The sequence below is a fragment of the Streptomyces sp. NPDC087787 genome, assembly GCF_044743035.1.
Classification (GTDB): domain Bacteria; phylum Actinomycetota; class Actinomycetes; order Streptomycetales; family Streptomycetaceae; genus Streptomyces.
This window is the reverse complement of the sequence record NZ_JBIUVQ010000002.1, coordinates 142,594-160,271: the sequence shown is the minus strand read 5'-3', so window position 1 is coordinate 160,271 and position 17,678 is coordinate 142,594. Positions and strand designations below refer to the sequence as shown.

16 protein-coding genes and 1 pseudogene are annotated in these 17,678 nt (G+C 73.7%); 10 read left to right on the top strand and 7 right to left on the bottom strand.

Going from position 1 to position 17,678, the window contains the following annotated elements; translation table 11 throughout:
- The 6 genes and pseudogenes from rhaS to ACIOWN_RS04795 all read left to right on the top strand — a co-directional run.
- Positions 1-1,086 (top strand): rhamnose ABC transporter substrate-binding protein, encoded by a 1,086-nt coding sequence (rhaS, locus tag ACIOWN_RS04820; RefSeq protein WP_362348417.1) that lies wholly within the window; start codon positions 1-3, stop codon positions 1,084-1,086.
- A gap of 125 nt (positions 1,087-1,211) precedes the next feature.
- Positions 1,212-2,243 (top strand): LacI family DNA-binding transcriptional regulator, encoded by a 1,032-nt coding sequence (locus ACIOWN_RS04815; RefSeq protein ID WP_362348419.1) that lies wholly within the window; start codon positions 1,212-1,214, stop codon positions 2,241-2,243.
- A gap of 108 nt (positions 2,244-2,351) precedes the next feature.
- Entirely contained in the window at positions 2,352-3,653 is a 1,302-nt protein-coding gene (locus tag ACIOWN_RS04810) for an alpha/beta fold hydrolase (RefSeq protein ID WP_362348421.1), read from the top strand.
- An 87-nt stretch (positions 3,654-3,740) separates the two neighbouring features.
- Entirely contained in the window at positions 3,741-4,646 is a 906-nt protein-coding gene (gene sigJ / locus ACIOWN_RS04805) for an RNA polymerase sigma factor SigJ (RefSeq protein WP_362348423.1), read from the top strand.
- 146 nt (positions 4,647-4,792) lie between these two features.
- On the top strand, positions 4,793-5,635 hold the full coding sequence (locus ACIOWN_RS04800) for a pentapeptide repeat-containing protein (RefSeq protein ID WP_401980404.1): 843 nt from the start codon (positions 4,793-4,795) through the stop codon (positions 5,633-5,635).
- A gap of 1 nt (position 5,636) precedes the next feature.
- Positions 5,637-6,149, top strand: a pseudogene (locus ACIOWN_RS04795) (DUF2470 domain-containing protein); the annotation flags it as partial.
- On the opposite strand, the gene ACIOWN_RS04790 reads toward ACIOWN_RS04795, so the two are convergent.
- From ACIOWN_RS04790 to ACIOWN_RS04775, 4 genes are all read right to left on the bottom strand, one after another.
- Positions 6,117-7,265 (bottom strand): lactonase family protein, encoded by a 1,149-nt coding sequence (locus ACIOWN_RS04790; protein WP_362348663.1) that lies wholly within the window; start codon positions 7,263-7,265, stop codon positions 6,117-6,119. The pseudogene ACIOWN_RS04795 and the gene ACIOWN_RS04790 sit on opposite strands and share 33 nt — an antisense overlap.
- Positions 7,266-7,835: 570 nt before the next feature.
- Entirely contained in the window at positions 7,836-8,864 is a 1,029-nt protein-coding gene (locus ACIOWN_RS04785) for a hypothetical protein (protein WP_401980402.1), read from the bottom strand.
- Positions 8,861-10,168, bottom strand: a complete 1,308-nt coding sequence (locus ACIOWN_RS04780; RefSeq protein WP_401980399.1) for an aromatic acid exporter family protein — start codon at positions 10,166-10,168, stop codon at positions 8,861-8,863. The genes ACIOWN_RS04785 and ACIOWN_RS04780 overlap by 4 nt, the downstream gene beginning before the upstream one ends.
- A 53-nt stretch (positions 10,169-10,221) precedes the next feature.
- The gene (locus ACIOWN_RS04775; protein WP_362348431.1) at positions 10,222-10,716 is read right to left on the bottom strand and encodes an FBP domain-containing protein; all 495 of its coding nucleotides are present in this window, start codon (positions 10,714-10,716) and stop codon (positions 10,222-10,224) included.
- Positions 10,717-10,799: 83 nt separating this feature from the next.
- Between ACIOWN_RS04775 and ACIOWN_RS04770 the strand changes: the two genes are divergently transcribed.
- The 3 genes from ACIOWN_RS04770 to ACIOWN_RS04760 all read left to right on the top strand — a co-directional run bounded on the left by ACIOWN_RS04770 (position 10,800) and on the right by ACIOWN_RS04760 (position 14,475).
- The gene (locus tag ACIOWN_RS04770) at positions 10,800-11,810 is read left to right on the top strand and encodes a phosphotransferase family protein (RefSeq protein ID WP_401980396.1); all 1,011 of its coding nucleotides are present in this window, start codon (positions 10,800-10,802) and stop codon (positions 11,808-11,810) included.
- A gap of 91 nt (positions 11,811-11,901) precedes the next feature.
- Positions 11,902-13,188, top strand: a complete 1,287-nt coding sequence (locus ACIOWN_RS04765; RefSeq protein ID WP_362348435.1) for an ROK family transcriptional regulator — start codon at positions 11,902-11,904, stop codon at positions 13,186-13,188.
- A gap of 75 nt (positions 13,189-13,263) precedes the next feature.
- On the top strand, positions 13,264-14,475 hold the full coding sequence (locus ACIOWN_RS04760; protein ID WP_362348437.1) for a cysteine desulfurase-like protein: 1,212 nt from the start codon (positions 13,264-13,266) through the stop codon (positions 14,473-14,475).
- Between the two features lie 37 nt (positions 14,476-14,512).
- Here ACIOWN_RS04760 and ACIOWN_RS04755 read toward each other — a convergent pair whose 3' ends face one another.
- The 3 genes from ACIOWN_RS04755 to ACIOWN_RS04745 all read right to left on the bottom strand — a co-directional run bounded on the left by ACIOWN_RS04755 (position 14,513) and on the right by ACIOWN_RS04745 (position 16,612).
- Entirely contained in the window at positions 14,513-15,322 is an 810-nt protein-coding gene (locus tag ACIOWN_RS04755) for an SAM-dependent methyltransferase (protein WP_362348439.1), read from the bottom strand.
- 219 nt (positions 15,323-15,541) lie between these two features.
- Positions 15,542-15,787 (bottom strand): DUF397 domain-containing protein, encoded by a 246-nt coding sequence (locus ACIOWN_RS04750; RefSeq protein ID WP_100571356.1) that lies wholly within the window; start codon positions 15,785-15,787, stop codon positions 15,542-15,544.
- Between the two features lie 3 nt (positions 15,788-15,790).
- Complete coding sequence (locus tag ACIOWN_RS04745) at positions 15,791-16,612, bottom strand: helix-turn-helix transcriptional regulator (RefSeq protein WP_362348665.1); 822 nt, start codon at positions 16,610-16,612, stop codon at positions 15,791-15,793.
- Between the two features lie 410 nt (positions 16,613-17,022).
- On the opposite strand from ACIOWN_RS04745, the gene ACIOWN_RS04740 reads away from it, so the two are divergent.
- The gene (locus ACIOWN_RS04740) at positions 17,023-17,574 is read left to right on the top strand and encodes an ATP-binding protein (RefSeq protein ID WP_401980392.1); all 552 of its coding nucleotides are present in this window, start codon (positions 17,023-17,025) and stop codon (positions 17,572-17,574) included.
- Positions 17,575-17,678: the final 104 nt, after the last annotated feature.

The window sequence follows — 17,678 nt, the reverse complement described above, 5'->3', positions numbered from 1 at the left end:
ATGCGCAAGTCGACGATCCGCCGCGCCTGCGGGGCCCTCGCCGCCGCGACCTCCCTCGCCCTGGCCGCCACCGCCTGCGGCGGCACCACCAAGAACGACGTCGGCAGGGAGAGCGGCGCCACCGCCTCCTCGGCCGGCCATGCCGACCCGGACGCCCCGACCAAGAAGGGCCTGACCATCGGCTTCCTGCCCAAGCAGGTCAACAACCCCTACTTCACCTCCGCCGACAACGGCGGCAAGAAGGCCCTGGAGGAACTGGGCGAGAAGTACAAGGAGGTCGGACCGTCCAGCGCCACCGACACCTCCGGCCAGGTCTCCTACGTCAACACCCTCACCCAGCAGCAGGTCGACGCGATGGCCGTGTCCGCGCAGGACCCGGGCGCCCTGTGCACCGCGCTGAAGCAGGCCATGAAGAACGGCATCAAGGTCGTCACCTACGACTCCGACACCAAGCCCGACTGCCGCGACGCCTTCGTCTCCCAGGCGTCCGCCGAGGACCTCGGCCGCACCGAGGTGCAACTGCTCGCGCGGCAGATCGGATTCAAGGGCGAGATCGCGATCCTGTCCGCCGCGCAGACCGCGACGAACCAGAACACCTGGATCGACTACATGAAGCAGGAGCTCAAGGACCCCAAGTACAAGGACGTCGAGCTGGTCAAGGTCGCCTATGGCAACGACGACGCACAGGCGTCCTTCCAGCAGACCCAGGGCCTGCTCCAGCAGTACCCGAACCTGAAGGGGATCATCTCCCCGACCACCGTCGGCATCAAGGCCGCCGCCCAGTACCTGTCCGGCTCCAAGTACAAGGGCAAGGTCAAGCTGACCGGCCTCGGCACTCCCAACGACATGCGCACGTACGTCAAGAACGGCACCGTCGAGGCCTTCGAGCTGTGGGACCCGGCCAAGCTCGGCGAGCTGGCCGCCTACACCGCGGTCGCCCTCGCCTCCGGGCAGATCACCGGCAAGGAGGGCGAGACCTTCGAGGCCGGCGCCATGGGCTCGTACACCATCGGCGAGGACGGCCTGATCAACCTCGGCAAGCCGACCGTCTTCGACGGCAGGAACATCGACCAGTTCCACTTCTAGAGCCGCGGGCACCAGTCACCGAGCGCGCCCCGTCCCCCCGTCCGTGACCCGCGCGGATGTGCGGTGCCGTGACGGTAATGTGAAGGCCCGCCGCCGCCCCTCGCATTCCTGGAGGTTTCCGCTCGATGGCCCCATCGGTGGGTATCAAGGACGTCGCACGCGCCGCCGGTGTCTCCGTGGGCACGGTCTCGAACGTCATCAACCGTCCCGAGACCGTCGCCACCGAGACCCGGGCCCGCGTGCAGTCCGCGATCGACCGGCTCGGCTACGTCCGCAGCGAGTCCGCGCGTCAGCTGCGGGCCGGCCGCAGCCGGATCATGGGGCTGCTCGTCCTCGACATGGGCAACCCCTTCTTCGTGGACGTCGCCCGGGGCGCCGAGCGGGCGGCCCGCGCGGCCGGGCTCGGCGTGATGGTCTGCAACAGCGCGCAGAGCCCCGGCGAGGAGGCCGAGTACCTGTCCCTCTTCGCCGAACAACGGGTGCGCGGGGTCCTGCTCACCCCTGCCGACACCACCGGCCGCAACATCGCCGCCCTCCGCCGCCACGGCATCCCCTTCGTCCTCGTCGACCGGGTCGCCGAGGGCGCCACCGAGTGCTCGGTCTCCGTGGACGACGTGGCGGGCGGCGCGCTCGCGGTACGGCACCTGGTCGACGCGGGGCACCGCTCCCTCGCGTACGTGAGCGGCCCGCCCGGCCTGAACCAGGTGCGCGACCGCCGTACCGGCGCCCTGAACGCGCTCGCCGAGGCGGGACTCGGACCCGACGCGCTGCGCGAGCTGCCCACCGAGCGCCTCGACGTGGCCGCCGGACGGGACGCGGGCGCCCGCCTCCTCGGCCTCGCCGGCCGGCCCACGGCCGTCTTCTGCGCCAACGATCTGCTCGCCCTCGGCGTGCTGCAGTCCATGTACGCGGCCGGGGTCCGGGTCCCCGAGGACCTCGCCATCGTGGGCTACGACGACATCGAGTTCGCCGCCGCCGCGGCCGTGCCGCTCACCTCGGTCCGCCAGCCCGCCGTCACCATGGGCGCCCTGGCGGCGGAGCTGCTGCTGGAGGAGACCGGGCAGCCGGCGGCGCACGAGCACCGGCGGGTGGTGCTCCAGCCGGAACTGGTGGTGCGCGGCTCCAGCCTGCCCGGGCGCCCACCGGCCGCCCAGTGACGCGTCCACCGCGCGCTCCGCACGAATTCCCGGTCCCCGCGGTCGGACGACGGAGGAACATGTGCTGAACTGGGACGCGGCCGTAAACCCTCCGTCCCGGGAGAACCCTTGACCGTCAGCTACCGCCACCCCGGCGTCGTCCTCACCGACCGCACCTTCACCGTGCCGCTCGACCACGACGACCCCGCCGGGGAGACGATCGAGCTCTACGCACGTGAGGCCGTCGCGCGGGACAAGGCCGGCCAGGACCTGCCGTGGCTGATCTACCTCCAGGGCGGTCCCGGCTTCGGGGCGAACCGTTTCATCGGACGGCAGGCCTGGTTCGGCCGGGCCCTGGAGGACTACCGGGTCCTGCTCCTCGACCAGCGCGGCACCGGCCACTCCACGCCCGCCAACCGCCAGACGCTGCCCCTGCGCGGCGACGCCGCCGCACAGGCCGACTACCTCACGCACTTCCGCGCCGACTCGATCGTCCGCGACTGCGAGGCGATCCGCCCCGAGGTGACCGGCGGCGCGCCCTGGACCGTCCTCGGGCAGAGCTTCGGCGGCTTCTGCACCGTGAACTACCTGTCCACCCACCCCGAGGGCCTGGCCGCCGCCCTGATCACCGGCGGCCTGCCCTCGCTCGACGCCCACGCCGACGACGTCTACCGGGCCGCCTACCCGCGCATCGAGCGCAAGGTCGCCGCCCACTACGCCCGCTACCCGCAGGACGTCGACCGCGCCCGCCGCATCGCCGACCACCTGCTCACCCACGACGTGGTGCTCCCGAACGGCTACCGGCTGACCGTCGAGGCCTTCCAGTCGCTCGGCATCATGCTCGGCGGCGGCGACGGCAGCCACCGCCTCCACTTCCTCCTCGAGCACGCCTTCGTCCGCACCCCGGGCGGGCCGGAACTGTCCGACGCCTTCCAGGAGGAGGTCCAGGGCCTGCTGTCGTACGCGGGCCACCCGCTGTACGCTCTCGTCCACGAGGCCATCTACGGCCAGGACGCCCGCCCCACCGCATGGTCGGCCGAGCGGGTCCGCGCGCAGTTCCCGCAGTTCGACGCCGCCAAGGCCCTAGTCGGCGACGGGCCGGTGCTGTTCACCGGCGAGACCGTGCACCCCTGGATGTTCGACTGCGACCCGGCGCTGCGCCCGCTGCGCGAGACCGCCGAACTGCTCGCCGCCCGCACCGACTGGCGGCCCCTGTACGACCCCGCCCGCCTCGCCGCGAACGAGGTCCCGGTCGCCGCGGCCGTCTACCACGACGACATGTACGTCGACACGGCCCACGCCCTCGCCACCGCCCGCGCGATCGGCGGCCTGCGCACCTGGGTCACCGACGAGTTCGAGCACGACGGCGTCCGGGCGGGCGGTCCCCGCGTCCTGGACCGGCTGCTCGGGCTCGTCCACGGCGACCTCTGACGCCGGCGGCATCGGCCGGTCCGGGGCCCCTCACCTGCCGCGGCACTAGGATGCCCGGAAGGTGCGGGGGAACGGGGTGGGGAAGAGATGTCCGGCACGGGTGACGAGGAAGTCCTGGCAAGGAGCTTCGAGAAGCACCGGCCGCAACTGCGGGCGGTGGCCTACCGCATGCTCGGCTCGGTGCCCGAGGCCGAGGACGCCGTCCAGGAGGCCTGGCTGCGGCTCACCCGCACGGACACCGGTGCCGTCCGCAACCTCGGCGCCTGGCTCACCACCGCGACGGGCCGGGTCTGCCTCGACCTGCTGCGCTCGCGGAAGGCCCGCCGCGAGGAGCCGATCGACGACACCTTCGTCCCGGACCCGGTGCTCCGGCCCCTGGACCCGGCCGACCCGGAGCAGGAGGCGGTCCGGGCCGACTCGGTGGGGCTCGCCCTGCTCGTCGTCCTGGAGACGCTTCAGCCCGACGAGCGGCTGGCGTTCGTGCTCCACGACCTGTTCGCGGTGCCCTTCGACGACATCGCGCCGGTCGTGGAGCGCAGCGCCGCCGCCACCCGGCAGCTCGCCAGCCGCGCCCGCCGCCGGGTGCGGGGCGCCACCCCGTCCGCCGAGGCCGACCTGGCCCGGCAGAAGCAGGTGCTCGACGCCTTCCTCGCGGCCTCGCGCGGCGGCGACTTCGAGGCGCTCGTGGCCGTACTCCACCCGGATGTGGTGCTGCGGGTCGACGCCGGCGCGCTCGTCCGGGGCGCGGCCGCCTCGAAGGTGGTCCGCGGCGCGACGACGGTGGCCGCGCAGGCCCTCACCTTCTCGCAGTACGCGGGGACAGCCCGTTTGGTGCTGGTCAACGGCACGGTCGGGGTGGCCAACGTCCCCGAGGGCGGGCCGAGTTCGGTCATGGGCGTCGTCGTCGCCGACGGCCGGATCACCCACCTCTACATCCTGGCCGACCCCGAACGGCTCGGGCACCTGGACCTGATCGCCGCCTGGGCGGGCTGAACGGCCCCGGCCCGAAATCCGGTTGCCCGGCGGGCGACGGCCCTGACAGGGTCGTCCAACTCGACGACTCCGCCCGCTTCGTGGCGGTCACCGCCGCCTTCACGCGCTGAAAGGGGCCCGCACCGCGGGTCGACAGGCTGAACATCATGCAGGATCGGAAAGACTCCCCGCACGACCGGAGCGGGCTGCGCGGCGACTGCGCGCGGTGCTTCGGGCTCTGCTGTGTCGCGCTGCCCTTCGCCGCCTCCGCGGACTTCGCCCTGGACAAGCCCGCGGGGAGGCCGTGCCCGAACCTGCGGGACGACCACCGGTGCGGTATCCACACACGGCTCCGGCAGCAGGGCTTCACCGGGTGCACGGTCTACGACTGCTTCGGCGCGGGACAGAAGGTCTCGCAGGTCGTCTTCGGCGGACAGGACTGGCGGACGGGCTCCGGGGAGGACGCCCGGCTGATGTTCGAGGTCTTCCCGGTGGTGCGGCAGCTCCACGAGCTGCTGTGGTACGTGACCGAGGCGCTCGACCTGAGCGCCGCCCGCCCGGTGCACGGCGAGCTGCGCCGGGCGCTGGAGCGGATCGAACAGCTCACCCTGCTGCCGCCCGGCGAACTCGTCTCGCTGGACGTCGGCGCGCACCGCCAGGAAATCAACGTCCTGCTGCTGCGCACCAGTGAGCTGGTGCGCGCCGGGGCGCGGCGCGGCAAGGGAAAGCCGAAAGACCGGCGGGGAGCCGACCTGGTCGGGGCCCGGCTGAGGGGCGCGGACCTGCGCGGAGCCAGTCTGCGCGGCGCCTGCCTGATAGCCGCCGACCTCACCGGGGCCGATCTGCGGGACGCGGACCTGATAGGCGCCGACCTGCGGAACACGAATCTGACGGGCGCCGATCTGACCGGCGCGTTCTTCCTCACCCAGCCGCAGCTCGAAGCGGCCCGGGGCAGCGCAGCCACCCGGCTGCCCGGATCGCTCTCCCGCCCCGCTCACTGGACGGCGTAGCGCTGACTCGACGCCGCCTCCCGGTCGCGGCCCGCCCGGTCGACACGCCCTGCCTGGTTGGCACAGTCTCCGGCTCACCGGCCGGCTCGTCCCCGAGACGGAGCACCTGGTGTTCCACCCCACGCGCGTCGTGCTGCGGCAGCCGCCCGGCGCGGTCGTCGTCGGCGCCGAGGAGTTCACCGCCGCCGCGCCCGACCCGCTCGCCCTGGCGGAGGCCGGCCTGCTCACCCACCTCGCCGACGCCCACCCCGAGGCGGTGGAGCGGCTGACCAGGCTGGTCGGACCCGACAGTCTGCAGGGCGCGGTGCGCGTCCAGCCGCTCGCCGTCGACCGGCACGGACTGACCCTGCGCATCGAGCGCGCCCGCACCCACGGCGACGTACGCCTGCCGTTCCACGCGCCGGCCGACGACCTCACCGCGCTCACCGAACGCATGCACGTCCTGCTGCTCCAGGCGGGCGCCGCCTCCCGCCCGCGCGCCCTACAGTGGCAGCGCGCAGACGGCGACCGGTGAGGGGAACGGCGTACCAGCCAGGCGCAGCGCGCCGTTCGCACGGTCGACGTGGAAGACGCTGACCGTGTTCGACTTCTGGTTCGCGGCGAACAGCAGCGCGCCGTTCGGAGAGAACGCGATCTGACGCGGGAAGTCGCCCGCGACCGGCGTCGTGCCCAGCAGCTTCAGCCGGGCCCCGTCCGCGGCGACGGCGTAGCGCGCCAGGGTGTCGTGGCCCCGGTTGGCCAGGTAGGCGAAACGGCCGTCGGCCGTGACCAGGACCTGCGACGGGTAGTTCCTGCCCGCGCCCCCGCCCGTGGACTGCGTCGCGCCGACGGTCAGCCGGCCCGTGGGCCGGTCGTACGCGCACACCGCGAGGGTGTCGTCGACCTCGTTGGCGAGGTAGGCGTACCGGCCGCCCGGGTGGAAGGTCAGCTGACGCGGTCCGGCGCCCGGCCGGGTGTGTGCCTGGGAGACCTCGGTGAGGCGGCCCGTACGGGTGTTCAGGCGGTACGTGTAGACGGTGTCGGTGCCGAGGTCCACGGCGAGGACATGGCCGCCGTCGGGACTGGTGATGACCTGGTGGGCGTGCGGTCCCTGCTGTCCGGGGCCGGGCCTGGGGCTGGTGTGGGTGACCAGGTCGGCGCGCTCGCCGAGCGCGCCCGAGGCGGCTATCGGGTGCACGGCCACGCTGCCGGAGCCGTAGTTGGCGCTGAGCAGCCAGCGCCCGCTCGGGTGCACGGACAGATGGCAGGGCCCCGAACCGCCGGTGCTCCGGGTGCCGAGGACCCTGCGGTCGGCGAGCCGCACCGCGGTCACGCCGCCGTCCTGCCGCTCGTCGACCGCGTACAGCGTGCGGCCGTCGGGATGCACGGCGAGGTACGACGGGTCGGCGACCCCGGTGATGGCGCCCCGGCCGCCGACGGCGCCGGACACCGGGTCGTACACCGCCAGGCCTATGCCCTTGCCGCCGCCCGGCATGGACGTGTAAGTGCCCAGGTACAGCGGCCGGCGGCCGGGCGGCCTCGCCGCCGGCTGCCGAGCGCTCGCGGCGGCCTCCGGCGCGCTCACGGGCGTGGACCCGGACCGGGGTTTCGCGGGCGCCGGGACCGCCAGCACGGCGGCGGCTCCCGTCAGCGCTCCGACGAACTGCCGCCTGCTCCAGCCTTCCCCGGTCTTCCGGCGCCGCCCGGGCGGGAAAGATCCCCGTCGCGACGCCCTCGCACCACTGTCCATGCCCGCACCTCAAGGTCGTCGGCCTGTCCGGTCGTGAACTGCCACCTTGACGCGCGCCACCGCTCCCACGCAAACGCGGCGCCCGGCCACCGAACCCCCGAGGCCTGGTGGCGACGCCGCCGCCTCCACCGGGGCGGCGTCCCCGCTCCGGCCCCGGTCGGGCCGGCGAACGGGACCAGCCGACCGCGCACGCGCCGGTCCGCCGGCCCCTGGGCCCGTTCGCGGCCGGGCAACGGCGGCTTCTCGCGCCCGCCGCCGCGCCCAGTCCGTCCCCGACCGGGCCCGGAACCGGCCCCTCGGGTCGTGGGCGGCGCCCCCGACGTGCCGCGGCCGGACTCCGGTGCTCCGCGCAGGGGCCACGACGGTCGGCCGGCCCCGGGCGGCCGCGCGGCCCCGGCCGCACCGGCGCGGCGGTTCGCGGACCGCTCGCGTCGGTGCGGTCCGGATCCGTTCGGTGGCGGCCCGGTGTGCCTACCAGTCCCCGTCCTCCACCGGCTTGCCCGGCGCGTCCTTCAGGGGGCGCACCTGGTGCGGTGACGGCTCCTGCCACGGCTCGTGGTCGTCGCCGAGCCAGTCGCCGGCCGGGCGCACCGCCGACAGCGCGTCGGTGGGGGAGAGGTCCTCGGCGTCCTGGTCGTAGTAGTCGAACCAGGGCAGCCCGGCGCTCGTGTACGCGGCGCGGTCCACGGGCGACGGCGGGGGAGCCTCGCCGGTGATACGGCGCCACTGGGGAGGCGTCACCAGGTGCACGAACACCCGCCCCCCGGGCCGCCCGGACCAGGCGCCCGGCGGCCGGTCGTCCCGGTACACCTCCTGGCGCATGGAGCCGCCGACACCGAGCCCCATGGCGGGCGCGGCCCGGCGCGGCGCGGCAGGCGCGGCGCCGGGCGCGGGCGCCGCCGCTGCCGCCATGGGGGCGCCACCGCAGATCATGGTCGACCGGGCCGCCTCCCGCCGCCGCTCCTCCTCGCGCCACCGGGCCAGTTCGGCGTCGTTCAGCGAAAACGTCTGCAACTGCACGCCGCCCCACACCTCCTCGCCCGTGACCTGGCCCTCGACGCTCGCCCCCAGGCCCAGCGGCACGGCGACGAACTGGCGCACGGTGCCCTTGCCGGAGTTGATGCCGTCCAGCCAGGGCTGGCGGGGCAGCACCACGTAGTTCTGCGGGTCGCGGGACAGCCGGTCGCTCCACGGCCGGCCCGACACCGCGCACACCTTGCCCACGCCGACCTGAAGGGCGGCCGGCTCGGTCGTGCCCGCGAAGCTCAGCCACATCGCCTCTCGCAGATACACCGGCAGCATCACGCCGCCGCGCGCCCGCCACTGCCCGGGCACCGAGTCCGCGTAGTCGGCCACCCGCCGGACCGGGAACTCGCCCAGCCCCGGCGGCAGCGGATGCGTACCCTTCTCCGGCAGCCGCAGGGTGCGGATGAACCGCACCGCCACACCGCCCGGCAACCGCAGCGTGTTCCCGTCGATCCGCACCGTCGATCCGGTCATGCCTGCTCCCCTCCCTCACAGGACCGCGCCGTCCTGCGACCGCGCCCCTGACGCACAGAACGCCCCGCGACGCCCGCGCGGTTCCGCCGCTGCCGGACCGGCGCGCCCAGCCGGTCCCCGAGCCGGGCCAGCCGCGGGGCGCGCTCGCGCTGGGCGCGGGTGTGACGGTCCAGCTCCTCCAGGAGCCGGCGCGAACGGTGCTCGGTGTCCATCTCGTCGATGATCCGGTCGACCTCGGTGATCACCGCGCCGTACAGCTGCCACTGGCTCGCGTCCCGCTGCACCTCCTCCAGCAGCAGCCGCGCCACCTTGTCGCGGGCGGCGGAGGTCTGCCGAAGCTGCGCGGCCAGCCGGGACTCGGCCTCCTCCGCGCTCACGCTGACGTCCGTGGTGACCAGCACCGCGAAGCTGACCACCGCGTCGGCGATCTCGCACAGCAGCTCCTGCACCAGGGCACCGGTCTGCGGCGAGAACATCGGCTCGGGGACCCGCTGCTTCGCCAGGTCGGTGAAGGTGCGCGCCAGCACGCGCAGCACGACCGTGCAGATCTCCAGCGTGTCAAGACCGGTGCGCAGCACCACCCGGTGCAGCAGGCCCTCGCGCACCCGCGGATTGAGCCGCAGGCTGTCCTCGGCCTGCCTGAGGGCGGCGTCCACCTCGGAGATGTCGTGGTCCAGACGGCGGGCCTCGTGCAGCCGCTCCGCGGCGCGCTCCACGGGCGGATGCCCGGCCGCCTCCTCGCCCATCCGCAGCATCAGCTGCCGCACGCGGCGGGCCAGGCCCTCGATCGACGCTCCGGCCTGTTCGGTCCACACCGGGGGAGCGAGCAGCAGATTGCAGCCGAGGCCGACCACCGCCCCGATCAGCGTCTCCTCGACCCGCGCCGAGGCGGTACTGCCCACGGCGGTGACGCCGAGGACCAGCATCGCGCTGATCGCCACCTCGGGTACGAACTCGTCCACCCGCACCAGGTGCCCGACCGCCAGCGCCGCCAGGATCACCAGGGCGAGACTCCACCAGGTCAGCCCCACCAGCAGGGAGAAGGCGATGGCCACGAGGACCCCGGCCACCACCGAGTTCACCCGGCGGATTCCGGTGGTCAGCGTGGAGTAGAGGGTCACCTGGACGACGAGCAGGGCCGTGAGCGGCGCGGTCAGCGGCGCGGGCTCCGGACTCAGCCGCAACGCGATCACATACGCGATCGTCGCGGCGGTCGTGGAGCGCAGCGCCTGTACGACCACGGGGTCCCGGTGCCGCTTCACCACCCGAACCAGGGACGGGGTCCAGTCATGTACCTTGCGCATCCCTTGCGCAGTTCCCCGATCGCACGGGGGCCGAACGTGACCGGGCGGTGCGGTCAGACGTACAGCTTGTCCAGGAAGGCCGCCAGGTTGGCCGTGGTGCGGGCGATCTGCTGCTCCAGCGTGAGGCTCTCCTCGAAGCGGGCGCCGGAGTCCGGGACCTTCTTCCCGCGCACATAGAGCGAGCAGGCGAGGTCGGTGCACATGTACACGCCGACCGAGTTGCCCTCGCGGCCCGCCGCTCCGGCCTTGCGGGCGGTCATCAGCGAGACCCCGCCCCCGCGGTGCGTGGTCAGGCACAGCGAGCACATGCTGCGGTGCAGGAATCCGCGCTGCGAGGCGGGGAAGCGCAGGGCGACGCCCATGAGCCGGCCCTCCCGCTCGGTGACCAGATAGCTGCGGTCGGGCGCTCCCGGATCGCGCCAGCCCAGGAAGTCCAGGTCGTCCCAGGGGCGGTCACCGAGGTCCCTGGGGACGGACAGACGCTTGGCCTCGCCCTTGGAGCAGTTCACGAACGAGTCGCGCACGTCCTGCTCGGTCAGTGATCTCATGGGGGCCTCCGGAAATGACAGCACAAGTTGCCTAAGGGAATTAGTTTTGCGGCTAGGGTAAGCAGGAACCGAAAGGGGGTCCAATGGATTTCGGTGACCCGGACGCGCGGCCGGCGCGGTCGTGGGAGCGGGCCCGGCGCGCGCTGCGGGCCGCGGGCGTCCCGCCGGGCCGGCTCGCCCGGCTCCGCGCGCTGGGCGGCGGCACGTACAACAGCGTGGAGGAGCTGTGCCTGGCCGACGGCACCCGGTACGTGCTGAAGATCCCGCCCGCCCCGACCGCGCCCGGCCTGCGCTACGAGCGGGACCTCCTCGTCGGCGAGGCCGAGTTCTGCCGCGCGGCCGCGCGGGCCGGCGTGCCCGCGCCGCGCGTGGTCGCGGAGGGCGAGGACGCCGCCCGGCGCCACCTGCTGATGACCGCCTGCCCCGGCGAGCCCTGGGACGCTTCGGTGACAGACGCCGAAGCGGCCGGCCTGCGCGCCCGCCTCGGCGGCCAGGTGGCGCGGCTGCACCGGGTGACCGGCCCCGGCTTCGGCTACCCCTCCGGCGCGCTCGGCCCGCTCGCCCCCGACTGGCGCACCGCCTTCACCGCCATGTACGCCGCCGTCCTCGACGACGCCCGCCGCCACGGCGCCCCGCTGCCCCGGCCCGCCGACGAGATCGCCCGCACGGCCGAGGCCGCGTACGGCGCCCTGGAGGAGATCGCCGTGCCGCGCCTGGTCCACTTCGACCTGTGGCCGGGCAACATCCTGCTCGACCGCTCGGAGGCAGGCGTCCGCATCGGGGGCCTGATCGACGGCGAGCGCATGTTCTGGGGCGATCCGGCGGCCGACTTCGTCTCACTCGCCCTGCTCGGGGACATCCGGGAGGACGAGGCGTTCCTCGCCGGCTACCGCGCGGCCGGCGGCCGGGCCGAGTTCAACCGGACCGCCCGCCTGCGGCTCGCCCTGTACCGAAGCTACCTCTACCTGATCATGCTCACCGAGACGATTCCGCGCGCCCTGGGGCCGGATCACGAACACTGGGTGCGCGACCATGTCGCCCCCGAACTGTCCGCCGCCGTCGAGGAGATCGGCCGACTTACCGTCACCTCTTAATTTATTGCGTGGACTAAGGACCGCCAGAAGTCGCGCCCGGACGGCCCGCGGCGGTATGTTGCAGCTCGGGCACGGTTCGGGAGGGAGCCACATGGCGGGGCGGAACGGGCGCACGGTGCGCGATCTCAGAAGGGGCAACCGTTCGGCCGTACTGCAACGGCTCTACTTCGACGGCCCGCTCAGCCGCTTCGAGCTCGGCCCCGCGACCGGCCTCAGCTCCGGATCGGTCAGCAACGTCGTCGCCGACCTGGTCGCCGACGGCCTCGTCGAGGAGGCCGGCAGCGTCGACTCCGACGGCGGCCGCCCGCGCACCCTGCTGCGCGCCGCGCCGGGCAGCGGCCACATGATCGGCGTGGACGTCGGCGAGACCCGGGTCCGCGTCGAGCTGTTCGACCTCACCCTCACCGAACTGGCGCGCACCGAAAGGCCCCTGGAGTCCCAGGGCTACGACGTCGAGGTGATCACCGGTCACATCCGGGACGGGATCGCCGAGGTCCTGGCCGTGGCCGGCCTGCCCCCGGAGCGCCTCCTCGGGGTCGGCATCGGCGTCCCCGGCATCGTCGAGCCCACCCCCGACCGCGGTGCCGTCGTGCACGGGCAGACCATCGGCTGGGACGCGGTACCCCTGGAGTCCCTGCTGCGCGCCGGGTCCCGGCTGCCGGACGGCGTGCCGTACTTCATCGACAACGGCGCCAAGACGCTGGGCCAGGCGGAGATGTGGTTCGGCGCCGGACGCGGCGCCCGCAACGCGGTCGTGGTGCTCTTCGGCTCCGGCGTCGGCGCCAGCCTGGTCACCCCCGAGGTGGAACGCGGCCGGGCCGTGGAGTGGGGGCATCTGACGGTACGGGTACGAGGACGCCGCTGCCGCTGCGGCGCCCTGGGCTGCCTGGAGGCGTACGCCGGGGCGGAGTCCCTGCTCGCCCGCTGGCGCGAGGAGGGCGGCCGGCCGCCGCGGGGCACCGACGAGGAGACCGCGCTCACCGCCCTGCTGGCCGCCGCCCATCCGCCCGAGGGCACCGCCGCCGACCCCGTGGCGGTCTCGGTGCTGGAGGAGACCGCCGAATACCTGGGCGCCGGCCTGTCCGACCTGATCAACCTGTTCCAGCCCGAGCGCATCCTCATCGGCGGCTGGGCCGGCCTCCAGCTCGGCCCCCGCTTCCTGCCCGCCGTACGCCGCCACGCGACCGCCTACGCCCTGCGGCACCCCGCCGAGCGGGTGACCATCGACCTGGGCAGACTGGGCCCGGACGCGGTCACCGTCGGCGCCGCGATCCTGCCCCTCGCCGACTTCTTCACCCGCGGTGGCCGCCGCGCCGAACCGGCCCCCAAGGAGCCGGTCCCCGCCTGGCAGACGGCCCTGGAGGAACGCAGGCCGTAGGGGGCTGTCGCCGGGGCGCGGGGCGATGGATCATGGGGACGCATCCCTCACCAGGAGTGTGCGAAGGAGTGTTCCGTGACGTATGACATCGCCGGTGTCCGCGCGCAGTTTCCCGCCCTGAAGGCCGGGTGGGCCCATTTCGACGGTCCGGGCGGCAGCCAGACGCCGCAGCCGGTCATCGACGCCGTAGCCGAGGCGCTGGCCGGTCCGCTGTCCAACCGCGGGTCGACGACGCTGGGCGAGCGCAACGCCGAGGACTGCGTCGTCGCCGCCCGACAGGCCATGGCGGACCTGCTGGGCGCCGAGCCGTCCGGGGTCGTCTTCGGGCGCAGCGCCACCCAGCTGGCGTACGACTTCTCGCGCGCCCTCGCCAGGACGTGGGCGCCGGGCGACGAGGTCGTCGTCACCCGGCTCGACCACGACGCCAACATCCGGCCCTGGGTACAGGCCGCCGAAGCGGTGGGAGCCGTCGTGCGCTGGGCCGACTTCGACCCGGCGACCGGCGAACTGACCGCCGGGCACATCGCCGACCAGCTCTCCGACCGCACCCGGCTGGTCGCGGTCACCGCCGCCTCCAACCTGATCGGCACCCGCCCGGACCTGCCCGCGATCGCCTCCCTGGTCCACGAGCGCGGCGCCCTGCTCTACGTCGACGGCGTGCACTTCACCGCCCATGTCCCGGTCGACCTCGCGGCCCTGGGCGCGGACTTCTTCGCCTGCTCCCCGTACAAGTTCCTCGGCCCGCACCTCGGCGTGGTGGCGAGCCGCCCCGACCTGCTGGAGACCCTGCGCCCGGACAAGCTGCTGCCCTCGTCCGACGCGGTCCCCGAGCGCTTCGAACTCGGCACCCTGCCCTACGAACTGCTGGCCGGCACCCGGGCCGCCGTGGACTTCCTCGCCGGGATGGATGCGTCGGCGCGCGGCACCCGGCGGGAGCGGCTCCTCGCCTCCTTCGGCTCGCTCGAACGGCACGAGGACGTCCTGCGCAGCCGGATCGAGGAGGAGCTGGCCCGCCTCCCGGGGATCACCGTGCACTCGCGCGCGGCCGAGCGCACCCCGACCCTGCTGCTGACCGTCGAGGGCCGCAGCACCGTCGACGCCTACCGTCACCTGGCCGCACGCTCCGTCGCGGCGCCCTCGGGCGCGTTCTACGCCCTGGAGGCCTCCCGCCGGCTCGGCCTGGGCGACAGCGGCGGCCTCAGGATCGGACTGGCCCCGTACAACGACGAGGAGGACGTGGACCGGCTCCTGGAGGCGCTCGCGGACTTCCTGCGCACGGCGCCGTAGGCCGGGGCGCGGCCCGCGAGCTCCGCCTCCCCGGGGGTCAGGGCTTGCGGGCCACGCCGCCGTGGATGTCCGTGGGCTCGGGCCTGGTGCCCGGCTCGGGACGCCACAGCGGGCAGGAGACGATGCCGGGCTCGAACAGCTCGAGTCCCTCGTAATAGGCGACCAGTTGGTCCGGGCTGCGCAGCACGTACGGGACGGCGCCGGTGTCGTCGTAGCCCTGCTGGGCCTCCTTGAGCGCCTGGTCGGTGTCGGTGCTGTCGTAGTGCACGAAGCAACTGCCGGAGGGCAGGGCGGCCTGGAGGCGGCGGACGATCGACTTGGCCTCCTCGTAGTCCTGGATGTGGCCGAGGATGCCCATCAGCATGAGGGCGACCGGCCGGCCGAAGTCGAGGATCCTGCCCGCCCGCTCGATGATCGCCTCGGGGTCGTGCAGATCCGCGTCGATGTACTCGGTCAGACCCTCGGGGGTGCTGGTCAGCAGGGCCTGGGCGTGGCGCAGTACCAGCGGGTCGTTGTCGACGTAGACGATGCGCGAGTCGGGGGCGATGCGCTGGGCGACCTGGTGGGTGTTGTCGTAGGTCGGCAGTCCGGTGCCGATGTCGAGGAACTGGCGGATGCCGAGGTCGCCGGCCACGTAGGTCACGGCGCGGATCAGGTACTGGCGGGAGGCGCGGGCCATCGTCCCGATGGTCGGCGCGTGCTCGCGGTAGGCGTCGCCCGCGATCCGGTCGACCTCGTAGTTGTCCTTGCCGCCCATCCAGTAGTTCCAGATGCGGGCCGAATGCGGCACCGTGGTGTCGATCTTGGACAGCGCGTCCTGGTCCGGGGTGAGTTCGCCGTCTGCCATGGGGGGTCTCCTGCTGTGGGTGCCGCGGTCGGTGTCCGACTTCAACTTAGCGTCAACGTCCTTACGCACGGCCCGAGTTCAGCAGGCTGACGGGGAAGTGCGGGGCCGGGTGGGGGCCCAGGTGCCCCGGGACTCGGGGTCCGAGGGCCGCCACCGCCGCGGACCGGGACCTTCCGATCCCGGTCCGGGTTCGCTCCGGGGTCCGGTTGCGGTCCCGGCTCAGTCGACCAGGAAGTCAGCCTGGCCCGCCTTGACGCCCCGGAGGAACGCGATCATCTCGTCCCGGCTGTAGAGCAGCGCGGGTCCCTCGGGGTCGGTGGACTGGCGCAGGGCCACCGTCCCGTCGGGCAGGCGCTTGGCCTCGACGCAGGAGCCGCCGTTGGTGCCGCTCCAGGGCTTGTGCCAGCCCGCGGCGCCCAGGTCGGCGGCCGGCATGCCGCTGTGGAGGGGGGTGTCGGATGCCATGTATCACAACTCCTTGAGAAGTTCGCCCAGGATGTCCCTGGTGCGTGCGACCGGTTCCGCCTGCACGGACATCCGGTCCAGGACTTCGAGATAGGTCACGACGTCGTCCGGCCGGTCGTAGTACACCGAGCCCGCGAGGTTCTCGGTGTAGACGACGTCGGGCAGTTCGGAGAAGCCGAAGCGGAAGTGGTGGAAGGGGCCGAAGGCGCCCGGGTGGGCCCCCACCGAGTAGGGCATGATCTGCACGCTGACCTTCGGCATCCGGAGCACCTCGACCATGCGGTCGAGCTGGGCCCGCATCACCTCGGGACCGCCGACGGGCCGGCGCAGCACCGTCTCGTCGAGGATGGCCCACACGGCCGGGCCGTCCGGCTTGGCGAGCAGGTCCTGACGTCTCAGGCGCAGGTCGACGCGACGGGCGGTCTCCTCCTCCGACTCGTTGGGGAAGCCGACCCGCATGAGCGCGGTGGCGTACTCCCGGGTCTGCAACAGGCCGGGTACGTAATGGGGTTCGTAGAGGCGGATGACGCTGGCCTCGCTCTCCAGGCTCACGTACGCCTTGAACCACTCCGGCAGCACGTCGCGGTACTTGTACCACCAGCCGGGCCGGTTGGCCTCGCGGGCCAGGGTGACGAAGTCGTCGATCTCCGGTACGGGAACGCCGTAGGTGCGCAACAGCTCCCTGACGTACGGGATGCGCAGGCCGACCTCGGCCTTCTCTATCCGGCGGACCGTCAAGGGTGTGACCTCGATGGCCCGTGCCGCGTCCTCGAAGGAGACCCCTGCCCGCTCCCGCAGGTGCCGCAGTCGCTTGCCGAGGACCATCCGCAGGACGGTGGGCGCGCTCCCGCCTGAGCGGTTCTCCCTCACGTCCTACCTCCCGAAGGGCCTCCGTCGCGTGCAGTGTGACATGTCGTCGACGACGCAGACAGGGTGTTGGCGAACGTTCTGAAATTATCAGAACGCAGGTTGCGGGCCGTGTGTGTCCGACACCATAGTGACAGGGTGAGCTGTCGTGCAGTGGGCCGTCGGGGCGGCCAACTGCCCTGCTCAGCAAGGTGAGTTGACATACCGCCAGATGTGGATGCCCGGCCCCGCACGGGCATGCGACGCGACGCGAGACCTGGATGGCCACCGTGACCGACGGACAGTCGAGGAGCCCGGACGACCCCGGACCCGCCCGGGGCGCGCGGACGAGCGCGGCCGTCCGGACGCAGGGTGCCGCCTTCGGACCGATGACGGGCTCTGGTGCCCGGCGTCCCGGACCGCCGCCCGCCCCGGCGAACGCCGGGCACCGGCCTGCTGTCCCCGCGTCGGCGGACGCCGGGCACCGGTCGCCCGTCGCCGCGGCCCCCGCCGGAACCGGCTCGGACGACCCCTTCCGCATCCGCTCCACCGTGCCCGCCGACCCCTCCTGGGCGGCGGCCGTACGGCGCCTGGTCGCCGGGCAGCTCGCCCGGCTGCCGCTGTCGGCCGATCAGCGTGACGGGGCGGTGCTCGCCACGGACGAGCTGTTCGCCAACGCGGTCAAGCACGCGGGCACCGACCCGGACGACACGGTCACCGTGACCGTCGAGGGCAGCGCCCACGCCCTCCGCGTGACCGTGGCGGACTCCTCGCCGGTGCTGCCCCGCCCACGACCGGCCGACGCGACCGCGGAGTCGGGCCGCGGACTCGCCATCGTGGCCGCCCTGGCCGACGACTGGGGCATGTCCCCACCCGAACCGGGCCGCCCCGGCAAGAGAGTCTGGTTCACCCTCCGCCACCAAGGAAGCCCGTCCCCATGACGGCCACCCCGGACCACCCCGTGGGCACGCCCCGCGGCCCGACCGGCGGCCCCGCGACCCCGGCAGCCCACACAACCTCGGGCAGCCCGACACCGGATCAGTCC